10 protein-coding genes are annotated in these 13,483 nt (G+C 71.7%); 7 read left to right on the top strand and 3 right to left on the bottom strand.

Translation table 11 applies throughout. The annotated features are described in order from the left end of the window. Window positions 1-85 precede the first annotated feature (85 nt). From OV207_RS04445 to thrC, 3 genes are all read left to right on the top strand, one after another. Window positions 86-721, top strand: a complete 636-nt coding sequence (locus tag OV207_RS04445) for a protein-L-isoaspartate(D-aspartate) O-methyltransferase (protein WP_193428788.1) — start codon at window positions 86-88, stop codon at window positions 719-721. 78 nt (window positions 722-799) lie between these two features. After that, the gene (locus tag OV207_RS04440) at window positions 800-1,363 is read left to right on the top strand and encodes a hypothetical protein (RefSeq protein ID WP_193428789.1); all 564 of its coding nucleotides are present in this window, start codon (window positions 800-802) and stop codon (window positions 1,361-1,363) included. Then, window positions 1,360-2,685: a threonine synthase gene (gene thrC / locus OV207_RS04435; protein WP_267552905.1), complete on the top strand. Its 1,326-nt coding sequence runs from the start codon at window positions 1,360-1,362 to the stop codon at window positions 2,683-2,685. Before OV207_RS04440 ends, thrC begins: the two co-directional genes overlap by 4 nt. 47 nt (window positions 2,686-2,732) lie before the next feature. Here thrC and ribB read toward each other — a convergent pair whose 3' ends face one another. After that, entirely contained in the window at window positions 2,733-3,860 is a 1,128-nt protein-coding gene (gene ribB, locus OV207_RS04430; protein ID WP_267552903.1) for a 3,4-dihydroxy-2-butanone-4-phosphate synthase, read from the bottom strand. Between the two features lie 213 nt (window positions 3,861-4,073). On the opposite strand from ribB, the gene OV207_RS04425 reads away from it, so the two are divergent. Continuing rightward, complete coding sequence (locus tag OV207_RS04425) at window positions 4,074-4,412, top strand: hypothetical protein (RefSeq protein ID WP_267552902.1); 339 nt, start codon at window positions 4,074-4,076, stop codon at window positions 4,410-4,412. Then, a complete protein-coding gene (gene tmk / locus OV207_RS04420) occupies window positions 4,409-5,071 on the top strand; it encodes a dTMP kinase (RefSeq protein ID WP_267552900.1) in 663 nt (220 codons plus the stop codon). Before OV207_RS04425 ends, tmk begins: the two co-directional genes overlap by 4 nt. 3 nt (window positions 5,072-5,074) lie before the next feature. Here the strand turns inward: tmk and OV207_RS04415 are convergent, their stop codons facing one another. Further along, window positions 5,075-6,019, bottom strand: a complete 945-nt coding sequence (locus OV207_RS04415) for an AMP-binding protein (protein ID WP_267552898.1) — start codon at window positions 6,017-6,019, stop codon at window positions 5,075-5,077. A 138-nt stretch (window positions 6,020-6,157) separates the two neighbouring features. Between OV207_RS04415 and OV207_RS04410 the strand changes: the two genes are divergently transcribed. Then, window positions 6,158-6,895, top strand: coding sequence for a competence/damage-inducible protein A (locus tag OV207_RS04410; RefSeq protein ID WP_267552896.1), 738 nt, complete (start codon window positions 6,158-6,160; stop codon window positions 6,893-6,895). A 24-nt stretch (window positions 6,896-6,919) separates the two neighbouring features. Here the strand turns inward: OV207_RS04410 and OV207_RS04405 are convergent, their stop codons facing one another. Further along, entirely contained in the window at window positions 6,920-11,992 is a 5,073-nt protein-coding gene (locus OV207_RS04405) for a tetratricopeptide repeat protein (protein WP_267552894.1), read from the bottom strand. A gap of 197 nt (window positions 11,993-12,189) precedes the next feature. Between OV207_RS04405 and OV207_RS04400 the strand changes: the two genes are divergently transcribed. Next, window positions 12,190-13,281, top strand: a complete 1,092-nt coding sequence (locus OV207_RS04400; protein WP_267552893.1) for a hypothetical protein — start codon at window positions 12,190-12,192, stop codon at window positions 13,279-13,281. Window positions 13,282-13,483 lie beyond the last annotated feature (202 nt).

The following is a 13,483-nucleotide window of genomic DNA, read 5'->3' as shown; positions in this document are numbered from 1 at the left end:
GGGGCGCCCGGGACCCGGCCGTCAGGTTGTCTCGGACTGTCGGGGTGCTTACGTTTTCTCCCGGAGGACCACGGGGGAAGACGCCATGGGAGACTGGGGCCGAGCGGAGTATCTGGCGCGGCAGGGCATCCGGGACCGGAGGGTGCTCGCGGCCATCGCCAACCTGAATCGTGCGGACTTCGTGCCCGTCCAGGAGCGGGGCGTGGCCCACGAGGACGTGCCGCTGCCCATCGGGCATGGGCAGACCATCAGCCAGCCGTACGTGGTGGCCTTGATGAGCGAAGCGCTGCGCCTGCGGGGCTGTGAGCGCGTGCTGGAGATTGGCACCGGCTCCGGCTACCAGACGGCGGTGCTGGCCCTGCTGGCGCGCGAGGTCTTCACGGTGGAGATCGTCCCGGAGCTGGCCCGGCCCGCCCGGCGCCTGCTGCACCGGCTGGGCTTCAACAACGTCTTCTTCCGGGAGGGCGACGGGTCGCTGGGCTGGCCCGAGGGCGCGCCCTATGACGCCATCATCGCCACGGCCGCGCCGACGGAGATCCCCCGCGCGCTCCTGCGACAGCTCAAACCAGGGGGCAGGATGGTCATCCCCGTGGGCGCGGTGGACGCGTCCCAGGAGCTGCTGCGCATCCGTCGCGGTCAGCCCGGCATGCTGCCCCGGGTGGAGCGCCTGCTGCCGGTGCGCTTCGTGCCCATGACGGGGCAGGGGGTGTACGCGAACTGAGGGAGCGTGCCTGCGGGCCCCCTTCATTTCCCGGAGGTCGCGTTGCCGGACGGGGAGGGGCCCGATAACGTCCCGGCCATGATCATCTGCCCGGTCTGCGACCACGTACAGTCTGAAGGCGACGAGTGCGAGGGCTGTGGCAAGCGCTTCCCGGGGCTCGTGGCCACGGAGGCCCCTGTCGTCGTCCAACTGGCGGAGCTGGAGCTGACGCACCACGCGGGCGGTCGCGCGGAGGTGGAGTCCGCGCCCCTGGCGGAGCTGGACCTGACGCGGCTGCGCTCGGGACCGGACCTGCCGGCCATGTCCGTGCCCGACCTGGAGCTGACGCGCTCGGGTGTCACGGGCGCGGTGCCCGTGGCGCCCATGGCGGACCTGGACACGGGCCGCGCGCCGGATGACGGCGTCCGCACCGCCGCGCCGGTGGGGGCGGTGACGTGCCGCTACTGTCGCCACGTCCAGGCCGAAGGGCTGCTGTGTGACGGCTGCGGCATGCGCCTGCCCCGGGTGCGCGTGGCGGCGCCGGTGGCCACCCGGGGCCGCGCGCAGGAGGGCGAGCGCGTCCCCTGTCCGTCCTGCCACACCCCTTCCTACCCGGGCCGTGCGTGCGTGGCCTGCGGCACCAAGGTGGAGGTGGAGGCGTGACGGCCCTCACGGCCCGGTACGCGTGCAGTGAAGGGTGTGGCTTCACCGCGTCGCTCTGGGACGTGGTGTACCGCTGCCCCCGGTGTGAAGGGCTGCTGGAGGTGGCGCACGACGAGGCCGCCCTGCGCGCCGTGCCGGCGACGGAGTGGAAGCGCCGCTTCGAGTCCCGGTTCGCGACGTCCCGGCTGCCGGACGGCTCCGGCGTGTGGGGCAAGCGCGAGTGGGCGCTGCCCGAGCTGCCGGTGGAGGACATCGTCTCGCTGGGCGAGGGGCGCGTGCCGCTCAAGCCGCTGCCCCGGATGGCGGCGGAGCTGGGGCTGGGCTCGCTCCTGTTGAAGGAGTGCGGCGTCTCCCCGACGGGCAGCTTCAAGGACTGGGGCATGACGGTCCTGGTGTCGGCGGTGAAGCACCTGCGCTCGCGCGGGACGCCCATCCGCGCGGTGGCGTGCGCGTCCACGGGGGACACGTCCGCGGCGCTGTCCGCGTACGCGGCGGCGGCGGGCATCCCGGCGGTGGTGTTCCTGCCGAAGAACAAGGTGTCGCTCGCGCAGCTGGTGCAGCCCATCGCCAACGGGGCGCGGGTGCTGTCGCTGGACACGGATTTCGACGGCTGCATGAAGCTGGTGCAGGCGGTGACGGCGGACACGGGGCTGTACCTGGCCAACTCGATGAACTCGCTGCGCATCGAGGGCCAGAAGATGATCGCCGTGGAGCTGTGCCAGGACCTGGGCTGGGAGCCGCCGGACTGGATCGTCATCCCGGGCGGCAACCTGGGCAACGCGAGCGCGCTGGGCCGGGGCCTGGACCTGCTGCACACGCTGGGGCTCATCCCCCGCCGGCCGCGCATCGCGGTGGCGCAGGCGCAGCGGGCCAACCCCCTGCTGCGCTCCTTCCGGGGCGGCTTCGAGGACCTCCAGCCGATGCAGGCGGAGGCCACGCTCGCGTCGGCCATCCAGATTGGCAACCCGGTGTCGTTCCGCCGCGCGGTGAAGATGCTGCGCGCCTTCGACGGCGTGGTGGAGGAGGCGACGGAGTCGGAGCTGGCGAACGCGGCGGCCCGGGCGGACCGCGAGGGCACCTTCGCCTGCCCGCAGACGGGCGTGGCGCTGGCGGCGGTGGAGAAGCTGGTGGCCCAGGGGGTGATGGCGAAGGGGGCCAGCGTCGCGGTGGTGGCCACCGCGCACGGCCTGAAGTTCGCGGACTTCAAGGTGGGCTACCACCGGGGGACGCTGGCGGACGTGAAGGCCGCGCACGCGAACCCGCCGGTGGAGCTGCCCGCGGACCTGTCGTCGGTGCGCGCGGCCCTGAAGGACCTGGGCTGACGCCGCGCCGGGCCCGGGGCCTGCTGCCCCGGGCAGCCGCGAAGCGCCTATTCGACGGTGAGCGGGATGCGCGACTCGATGGTGAGGCCGAACCCGGCGAGGCCCCGGTAGGTCATGTCCGTGTTGCTCATGACGCGCATGGCGCGGATGCCCAGGTCGGTGAGGATCTGGCAGCCCATGCCCACGTCGCGGGACTCGTGGGCGGCGCGGGTGGGGGACGCGTTGCTGCCGTCGCCCGCGCGCTTGTGGTGGATGCCGAAGTCGTCGCCGTGCATGCCGGGCAGGTAGACGATGACGCCGGAGCCGGCCTTCGCGACCTCCTCCAGGGCGCGGTCCAACAGCAGGTGGCACTTGCAGTCCGGAGAGCCGAAGACGTCGCCCATGGCGCAGGCGGCGTGCAGGCGGACCAGCGGGGCGGGGTTGGCGTGCGCCGGGTCCCCCTTCACCAGCACCAGCGACTTCGCGCCGTCGGGCGTCCACGAATAGGTGAGGGCGGTGAACTCGCCGTGGCGCGTGCGCACCACGTCCTGGCCCGGCTCGCGGCGCACCAGGCGGTCCTTGCGGCTGCGGTACTGGATGAGGTCCGCGATGGTGACGAGCGACAGCTGGTGCTCCCGCGCGAAGAGCTTGAGGTCCGGCATGCGCTGCATGGTGCCGTCGTCCTTCACGAGCTCGCAGAGGATGCCGGAGGGCTGGAGGCCGGCGAGCCGGGCCAGGTCCACGGCGGCCTCGGTGTGGCCCGCGCGGCGCAGCACGCCGCCCTCGCGGTAGCGCAGGGGGAAGATGTGGCCGGGGCGCAGGAAGTCGTCCGCGGTGCTGTTCGGGTCCGCGAGCGCGCGGATGGTCTTGGTGCGGTCCGACGCGGAGACGCCCGTGGTGGTGCCGTGGCGGAAGTCCACGGAGACGGTGAAGGCGGTGCGGTGGGACTCGGTGTTCTCCGCGACCATCTGCGGCAGCCGCAGCGCGTCCAGCCTTTCGGCGAGCATGGGCTGGCAGATGATGCCGCTGGTGTGGCGCACCATGAAGGCGAGCTTCTCCGGGGTGGCCAGCTCGGCGGCCATGATGAGGTCGCCCTCATTCTCGCGGTCCTCGTCATCCGCGACGACGACGCACTTGCCAGCCTGGATGTCGCGGATGGCCTCCTCGATGGTGTTCAACTCGGAGTCTTGGCTCATGGCGGAGGTGCTCATCCTGCTGACGGCGTGGAGGGGCATGGTGCGCGGCATGTAACGCGAGGGGGTTGGGGTGGCAAGCCATGCCCGGGGACCAGGCAGGCGTCCGCCCGATGGCAGGGATGAGCGGCGGCTGTGACGGAGCGTCCGGGTAGGACATCCGGCCCGGCCGGCGACTCGACGGCCCGGCATGGGTGATGTAGGGTGCCCGGCTCCGTGAGCGCAGACCATCAGGAAAAGCGGGCCCGGTTCGACCAGCTGCAGGAAAGCCTGGCGACCCGGCAGAGCACGACGCACTTCACCCATGCAGGCGTGTCCGTCATCGCCTTCAGTTTGATTTCGGGTGCGGCCGGGAAGCTGTTCTACGACTCGTTGCGCACGCCGTTCCTCGCCTGGGGCGCGTCGCTGCTGGCGCTGGGACTCCTGGTGTACGGCTACGTGAGCTACCGCAAGGGTCGGGTGGTGCTGAAGGACGAACTCCAGCGCTATGAGGCGCTGCTGGCGCTGCGCCACGAGCTGCGCCTGGACAACCCCGCCGCGCTGCTGCCCCGGTGAGCGCCGCGAAGGCGAAGAAGGTGGCCCGGCCGGGACGGTTCATCGTCCTGGAGGGTCTGGACGGCGCGGGCACCACCACGCAGACGGAGCGGCTGGCCTCGGCGCTGCGGGCGGACGGGCACGCGGTGGTGACGACGCGCGAGCCCTCCGACGGGCCCGTGGGTACGATGCTGCGCCAGGCCCTCACGGGGCGCCTGGGGCTGCCGCAGGGACGGGGCCCGCTGGCGCCGGAGACGCTGGCGCTGCTGTTCGCGGCGGACCGCACGGACCACCTCCACGCGCGGGTGTTGCCGGCGCTGGAGGAGGGCAAGGTCGTGCTGTGCGACCGGTACGTGCTGTCCTCGCTGGCGTACCAGGGCGCGAGCCTGCCCATGGCGTGGGTGGACACGGTGAACGCGCACGCGGTGTCGCCGGACCTGACGCTGTTCGTGGGCGTGGACCCGAAGGTCGCGGCGAAGCGCCGGGCCGTGCGCGGAGGCCCCGCGGAGCTGTTCGAAGCGGACGAGGCCCAGCGCCGCATCGCGAAGCAGTACCTGAAGGCCATCACGCTCCGGGAGAAGCGCGAGCGCATCGTCCGCATCGACGGGGAGCTGTCCGTGGCGGCGGTGACGGACGCGTGCCTGCTGGAAGTGCGGCGGGTGCTCGCGCGCAAGCGCTGAGGCCTACGCCCCCCGCGCCACCACCCGGAACCCCCGCATCAGCGCCCAGAGCAGCTCCAGCAGGGAGTCGCCACGGGCCAGGCGGGGAACGGCCAGCCACGTGCCCACGGGGGCATTGCCCATCCGGGCATCCATGTTCCTGAAGAACCCGGCGACGTCCGAGTGCGACATCCGCTGGCCCTGGGGACTCCCGGCGTAGAGGACGGAGGCGATGCTCTCCGGCGTCGTGCCCGCGCGCGGGGGCCCGAGCACTCCCAGCTCGAACGCCTCCTCGGAGTCCACGAAGACGGTGCGCACGCCGTCCGCCGTCTGGCCGGCGTCCCGGTCCGACTGCGTGACGAGCACCCGCGCCCCCGAGTCCTCCAGCACCGAGGCCCGCATGGCGCGCGGGGCCTCCGGATCCAACGCGATGCAGACCCCGCCGGCCTTGAGGATGCCGAGCATCGCCACCACCATCCCCGCGCAGCGCTCCACGCTCAGGCCCACGCGCACCTCCGGCGCCACGCCCTGCTCGCGCAGGTGCCACGCCAGCGCGTCGCTGCGCGCGTCCAGCTCCGCGTAGGTGAGCGTCTCGTCGTCGCCCGCCACCGCCACCGCGTCCGGCGTGCGGGCCGCCTGCGCGCGGAACTGCGACGGCAGGCACCGGGCGTCGTCCGGAGCCGTGGCCTCCACCGGCTCGCTCCAGTCGGTGTGGGTCGCCTGCTCCAGCTCATGGCACGGCATCAGGACCCGCTCATCCTCCGAGCCCGCCTGCAACCGCGCCCCCAGGGCCTGGGCCCGGGCCTCCAGGTGCGCGAAGCTCCACTCCTCCGTGGCGCTCTCAGCAGCCCCCGCCTCCTGGAACCAGTAGAGCCGCGCCGCGCCCTGCCGTTCAGCCCGCGGGCAGAGGAGATCGACGAGGCTTGGAGTCAAGCCGAAGTTGTTCTCGCTGCCATCTGCTGAATTCATGGAAAATCACCTTAGCATGGAAATGCCCTGATGGTTCTGGACCCTGTCATGGGGGGCTGACATTCCTCGTACCGGGGTGGGATGGACAGCCGCGGGTGGCCACCGTGGCGGGTTCGATGGGGTAGAGTCCGCCGCTCCATGGAGCGCACCGGCGCGGCGGCGATCATCATCGGCAACGAGGTCCTCACCGCGAAGGTGAAGGACGAGAACGGGCCCCACCTCATCCAGCGCCTGCGCGAATTGGGCATCCCGCTGCGCTCGGTGGAGACCATCCTGGACGACGTGGACGCCATCGTGGACGCGGTGGCGCGTGCCCGGCGGCGGGTGCGCTACGTCTTCACCAGCGGCGGCATTGGCCCCACCCACGACGACGTGACGGTGCGCGCGGTGGCGTTGGCGCTGGGCCGCTCCGTGGTGCGCCTGCCGGAGATGGTCGCCGCGCTCCACGCCCGGGCCGGCGACACGCCGGTGACGCCGGAGGGCCTGCGGCTGGCGGACGCACCCGAGGGCACGGTGCTGCTGGCCCAGCCGGGGATGTGGTTCCCGGTGCTGACCGTGGATGACATCTACCTGTTGCCGGGCGTCCCGCAGCTCTTCCGCCTGCAACTGGAGACGGTGCTCTCACGGCTGAGCGGCGCGCCGGTGCACCTCATCAGCCTGTTCTTCAACCTGGGCGAGAGCGCCCTGGCGGGAGTGTTGGACCGCGTGGCGCTGGACATGCCCCACGTCGCCATCGGCTCGTATCCGGTGTTCGACGCGAGCCTGGACTACCGCGTGAAGGTGACGGTGGAGGCCCCGGAGCGCCCCCAGGTGGAGGACGCCGTGGGCCGCCTGCTCCAGGCGCTCCCGACGGACGCGTTGGTCCGCCGGGAGTAGCCGGCACCGCGTACCGCTGGACTGCTACAGCGACAGGCCCATCCGCTGACGCAGGCGGAAGAAGTCGTCGGTGAGCATCCAGGAGAGCAGCGCGCGCAGGTCCGCGCGCTCGCGCACCGCCTGGAGGATGTGCTCGGTGCCCTCCTGGCGGTTCGTCGCGATGTTCGGATCCTCGCGCAGCACCATGTTGAGGCCCACGGACGGATCCCCGCACACGAGCAGGCCCGCGCGGTCGGCGGAGAAGTTGAGCGCGTCCACGACGGGCGCCACGTCCAGCTTCGGCTGTTCGGCCAGCGTCTGCGCGGGGCCCTCCAGGGCCTTGAGCGACTTGCGCGAGAACGCCTTCTTGAGCTGCTTCGTGGTGTCGTCGTTGCGCCGGCCCAGGCCGTTGAACTGCGGCGCGTGGATGCGGATGGCGTTGCCGAACAGGTCCGACGTCTCGCCGTCGGACAGCTTGGCGAGCACGGCCGTCTTGTTGAGCAGGCCCAGCACCGCCTTGCCGATGAGGAACTTCTGCTCACGGGCATTGAAGCGGCGCACCACGTCCTGGCCCACGCAGAGGGACAGGGGCTCCGTCGTCTCCAACTGCATCAGCCCGCGGCGGGCCAGGTAGACCTCGAACTCCTCCACGCCGAAGTTCTGCGCCACCACGCGCACGGCCTTGAACACGGCCGAGTCCGGCTTGAGCTTGTCCGTCTTCGGGTTGACCCCGAGCATCTCGAACTGCGGCGGGTAGACCTTGCTGAGCTGGTCGCCCACGGCGCGCAGCAGCTCCGTCATCTGCCCGCGAGCGGCCGGGTGCATCAGCACCGTGTCCACGTCCGTCTGGCTCAGGCCCTCGCGAGGCTCCTGCGGCTGCCGGGCGCGGCCCTCCGTGTAGAAGGACTGCTCCACCTCGTTGGTGGCGCGCATGAACGTGAGCACCGCGGAGATGGCGAACGCCTTGTCCTGCTGCTTCTGCGCCTCCCACAGCTTGAACAGCGCGTGCAGGCTGTCCACGCGGCCCGGATCCTGGCGCAAGAGCTGCCGGTGCTCCTCGATGGCCAGCGGGTAGCTGTTGGTGTCGCGGCCGTACAGCTCCGCCAGCGCGGCGCGGGCCTGGCCGTTCTGCGGATCCTGCTCCACGACCTGGCGGTAGATGGCCGTCGCGCGGGCAGGCTCCGACAGGGGGCCCGCGTAGAGGCTCGCCACGCGCATGCGCAGGGACGCGGACCGCTTGACGTCCGATGCCGCCGTGGCCGCCGCCTGCGCGTCCAGCATCTGCGCCAGCTCCGGCAGGTTGCGGGCCCGCTCGTACAGGGCCACCAGCCGGTCCACCAGCGCGGGCTCGCCCGGCGTCAGCTCCAGCGCCTTGCGGTACAGCGCGGTGGCGGAGGCGGCGTCGCCCAGGCCTTCGTCATGGATGCGCGCCAGCTCCACCGTGAAGCGGGCCCGCGCGTCGGTGGGCAGGTCCTGATCCAGCAGCCGGCGCAGGCAGTCCACCGCGCCGCTGTGGTTGCGGCCCTGTGCGTACACGGTGGCCAGCCGCTCCAGCGCCTCGGGGTGGCGGGGCAGGGTGGCCAGCGCCGTCTGGAGGTGCGCGGCCGCGCGGCCCGGGTCGTTCAGGTGCGTCTGGTAGATGCCGCCCAGGGTCAGGTGGTGCTGCGCGAGCACGCGGGGGTCGCCGCCCTGCTGCACGCGCTGGCTGAGCATCACCGCCGCCTCGCCATACTGCTGCGCTTCCAGCAGCAGCAGGCCGCGCGTCTCCAGCGCGTCGGGGAAGCCGGGGCGGGCCGCCAGGGCCTTCTCCAGCACCGCGAGCGCGCGGTCGCGGTCGCCCAGGGCCACGTTGTGCAGCCGGGCCGCGGTGACGTAGGCCGCCGCCGCGGCCTCCGCGTCCCGCTGCGCGAGCCGGGCCTCGGCGCGCCGCTCGTGCAGGGCCGCCAGGTCGGAGGAACCGCCGCGCTGCGCGAGCAGCTCCTCCAGGCCGGTGGCCGCGCCCGGGTGCAGCGGGTCGCGCTCCAGCGCCGCGCGGTAGAGGGCCGCGCCGCCGTCCGGATCATTCAGCTTCTGCACCGCGAGCTTCGCGGCGGCGACGAATCCCTCGATGGCGCCCTTGGCGTCACGGCTCGCCCGGGCCTCGGTCTCCAGCATGGTGCGGGCGGTGGCGAAGTCGGAGCGGCGCAGGGCCACGCGGCGCGCGCCCTGGAGCGCGGGGAGGCACTGCGACTGCAGCTCCAGCGCCTGCTGGTAGAGGGCGGTGGCCTGCTCCAGGTCGCCTCCCTTGCCTTCGGCCAGCTCGGCCGCGCGCAGGAGCAGCTCCAGCGCCTCGGTGGGGTCCGTCGTCACGGCCAGCCGCATGCCGTACATGCGCGACAGGCCCGCGGTGTCGCCCGTCTGGCGCAGCGCGCGCTCCAGGCTGAAGGCGAGGCGCGCGTCGCTGGGGTCCTCGTCGAAGGCGCGCTGGTACACGTCCAGGGTGCGCTCGGTGGGCGGGCCCTTCTCCTGATCCGCGGCGGCCAGCAGGCGCAGGGCGCTGGACAGGCGCGGGTCCGTCACGCGGTCCGCGATGCGGCTGCGCAGCTCCGCGCGGCGGGGGCGGTCCGACACGCGGATGCGCTCCAGCAGGGTGAGGGCGGAGAAGTTGCCCGGCTCCAGGGCCAGCACGGACTCGCAGCACTGCGCCGCGCGGGACGGCTCCTGGAAGCGGTCCAGGTACAGCCGCGCGAGCTTCAGGTAGGCGGTGACCTTGGCGGACGGCGTCTGGCCCACCTGGGTCTCGCGGTCGAGGATGGCGACCAGCTCCTTCACGTTGTCCTGCGTGACGTACAGGCGCTCCAGCGCGCGCAGCGTGGCGGCGTGGCCCGGCGTCAGGCGCAGCACTTCCTGATAGCCGTCGATGGCCAGCTCCGGGCGGGCGAGCTGGTCCTCCCAGATGGCGGCGGCCTGGTAGAGCGCGTTGGCGCGCTCCAGCGGGTCGGTGCGGTTGGCGGCGTCCGCGCGCAGCACCTCCACCAGGTTCTCCCACGCGCCGTGGGCCCGGTGGATGCGGGCCAGGGCGCGCAGCGCCGGGAAGTAGCTGGGCGCCAGCATCAGCGCCTCCTGGTAGGACGCCAGCGCCTCGTTCTCCTGCTTCAGGCGGTGCTCGTACAGCTCGCCGATCTTGTAGATGAGCGCGGCGGCCTGGTCGGTGGAGGGGGAGATCTCCGCCTCCGCCCGGTACATGTCGATGAGCTTGTCCCAGCGGGCGTCCTGCGCGTACAGCCGGCCCAGGGCCTTGAGCGCGGGCAGGTACGAGGGCGACAGCGCGAGCACGCGCTCATACGCGGTGATGGCGCCCACGCGGTCCTTCAGGTGCTCATCCAGGATCTCTGCGTTGCGGTGCAGGAGCGACAGCACCTGCTTGGTGTCGCCGGCGAACGACGCCTCCAGGTCGTTGGTCTCCAGCAGCTCGCGGTGGCGTCCGGCGCGCTCGTAGAGGCGGGCCAGGTTGCGCAGCGTGGGCAGGTGGTCCGACGCGAGATCGAGGATGCGCTTCATGCACTCGATGGCGTGGTCCAGGTCCCCCAGGCGGTCCTCGTAGATGACCGCCATCTTGTTGAGGGTGGTGATGAGCTGGTCGCGGTCGTTGGTCTGGAGCAGGTCCTGCTCGAACATCGACACGAGCTCGGCGAAGCGGCCCTGGCGCTCGTAGAGGCGGGTGAGGGCCTTCTGCGCGGGGAGGTAGCCGGGCTGGAGCTGGAGGCACGCGTTGTAGCGCGCGATGGCGTCCTCCTGGCGGCCCAGGCGCTCTTCCAGGATCTCCGCCGCCTTGTACATGCGCGCGGCCTTGCCCTTGGCGTCCTCGGCGGCGGTGACCTCCGCGTCGAAGACGGCGACGAGGCCTTCCCAGTTCTGCATCCGGTAGGACAGCTTGCCCAGGCCCGCGAGCGCGGCGGCGTGGCTGGGGATGCGGGCGAGGATGGCCTGGTAGCGAGCGGCGGCCTCCTGGTCGCGCTTGAGGTCGTCCTCGTACAGCGCGGCGAGGCGCAGGTTGATGGCGACCAGCTCGCTCTCGTCGTTGATGGAGCCCACCCACGCGAGCAGCACGTCGGCCAGCTCCTCGAAGCGCCCTTGCGTCTCGTAGATGCCGGCGAGCGCGGAGAGGACGAGTGGTTCGTGGGGGCTCACGCGGCGCGCGGCGAGCAGCGCGGACAGGGCGTCGTCCTTGCGGCCCAGGCGGTCGTGGACCTTGGCGATGTGGAGGTAGGCGGGAGCGCCCTGGGAGCCCTGGCCCTCGGCCTCGGCGAGCAGGGCGGCGAGCAGCTCGTCGGTGCGGCCCTCGCGCTCGGCGATGCGCTTGACGGCGGCCTGGAGCAGCGGATCGGCGCGATCAAACGCGAACGCCTCGCGGAACACGACGGAGGCGGCGTCCTTGTTCTTGAGGCGCTCCTCCAGGAGCATGCCCGCGGCGGTGAGGTAGTGGGCGCGCAGGGCCGGCGGGACGACCGCGGCGGCGAGCAGCTGGTAGATCTCCACCAGCGCGGCGGCGTCGTTGCGCGAGGCGTAGACGGACTCCAGCTGCGTGAGCAGGGTGATGTCGGTGGGCTTGCGGTCCAGGGCCTGGCGCAGGGCGTCCGCGGCGTCGTTGTCGCGGGACAGGCGCTCTTCGAGGATGGAGCCCTTCTCGAAGAGGAGGGAGGCCTGCTGGCGCGGGTCCTCGGAAGCGATGAGCTCCGCGTCGATGAGCTGGACGACCATCTGCCAGTTGCCCACGTCGGCGAAGAGGCGACGGGCGGCGCGGATGTTGGCGAGGAAGCGGGGCGCCAGCTTGTAGGCGTTCTGGAACGCGACGGCGGCGTTGCGAGGATTCTTGAGGGGCTCTTCCCAGAGCAGGCCCACTTCATGGAAGAGGAGGGCGGCCGTCTGGGGTTCGGTGGTGGCGAGCGCCTTGGCCTCGCGCTCCATGGAGGCGATGCGCTCGCGGGCATCGTCCTCGGCGCTGGCCTGGGGCGCGGCGGCGGGGAGGGTGGTCACGTTCTGGGCGAGTGCCTCGGTCGCGCCGGCCTTGTCGGGGGCTCCCGAAGGAGGCACCGGGGCGGGGGACGAAGGCCGCGTGACGTCATTGCGCTCGCTCATGGAAGCCGGCTCCAGACACAGAAGTTGTCGAGGGGAACTGAACGGGAGTTCGTACCACGCGCTCGGCCGGCCCCTCAACTTCCCGTCTTTCCTGACGATTTGAGTGCTGGAAGGCCGGGCGGACGGGCAGGCGGGCGGTGTCGGCGGGAGGTGCGCGGGGCGCTGGGACGCGCCGTGTTGCCCGGGGCGGGAGGGGCGTGGTTGGCTCCCTGCTCCCCGTGAGCCCGCCGCAGATCGATCCCCGGATTCCTGTCGCCGCGAAGAGCCGGCAGTCGCTGGAGCAGTTCATCGGGAGCTGCGAGGCGCTGGGGCGCTACCAGTCCCAGGACGTGCTGGTGGTGCGCAGCTACCAAGGGGACCTCCAGCTGTGGGTGAACCCGTCGTATCCGGACTATCGCAAGGCGTGGGTGAGCGCGTTCGGAGCGGCGCCGACGGGGTACGACGTGGACCACGTGTACTCGAAGGAGCGCGGCAAGCTGTACGGGTACGGCTACGTGCGGCTGGCGCTGGTGCACCAGAGTCCCAACCGGGGCAGCGGCACGTTCGAGAAGCTGATGGGGCAGGTGTTCGAGGAGAACGTGCGGCAGGGCCACGCGATGCAGGCGCCGGAGATCCGTTACGCGGACGCGGTGCAGGAGTTGAAGCTGCAGCACGTGTGGTTCACACCGGGGAAGCTGTACGCGGAGAACAAGAAGCCGGGGCAGGCGATTCTTGGCGGCACGCGGTTGGCGGGGGGCCAGAAGCCCGCGAACACGCGGTTGCAACCGGAGCTGCCGCTGACCCGTCAGCGCAACGCGGCCGTCACGAAGCCGCTGGTGACCCCGAAGGCCGTGAAGCCCCAGGTGCCGCAGCGTCCGCTCCAGGTGTCGGCGGTGACGATCCACCGGACGGGAGGCGACGTCCGTGTCGTGACGGCGCCCAGGTCCTACGAGTGGAGCGGGGCGGTGGTGGAGTGGTTGATGAGCGCGTTGATCAGCGCCGTGAACCACAAGCGGACCCAGGAGGCCCTAGACAAGATCCTGGCCGGAGTGGAGCCTCACATCCCGAAGAACGGTGGAGTGCTGATCGCGACCGTGTACGAACAGCCGGGCAACGCGGCTCAGTATGGCTATTCGACGGAGCTGTTCATGTACGCGTACGTCATGGCGTACGGGGCGACAGCGCAGGAGGCGTATCAGCGCTACGAGGAGGAAACGTCGCGCCCGGGGTACGCAACGCTGTCGCCAGCGGCCAAGAAGAACTGGTCCAAGGTGGAGCATCATGTCTGGGTTCAGGCGGGAGATCGCTGAGCCGAGCGCCCGCTATTCATCTGTCAAATCCATCTCCGCGACTAATTCGGCCGGATCGGCGGTGCGCATTTAGGCATTCAACAGCGTGCGGGCGTCAAGAAAGGGGGCTCTCACGGGCCCAAGTCCGACGAATAAAGCGAAGGCGGGTAGCAAGGTAACCGTCCGGCCAACGACGTGCCGGATCGCTTGAAGGCGGACGAGA

This window comes from Corallococcus sp. BB11-1, assembly GCF_026626625.1.
Taxonomy (GTDB): Bacteria; Myxococcota; Myxococcia; order Myxococcales; family Myxococcaceae; genus Corallococcus; species Corallococcus soli.
This window is presented reverse-complemented; position numbering and strand designations above follow the sequence as displayed.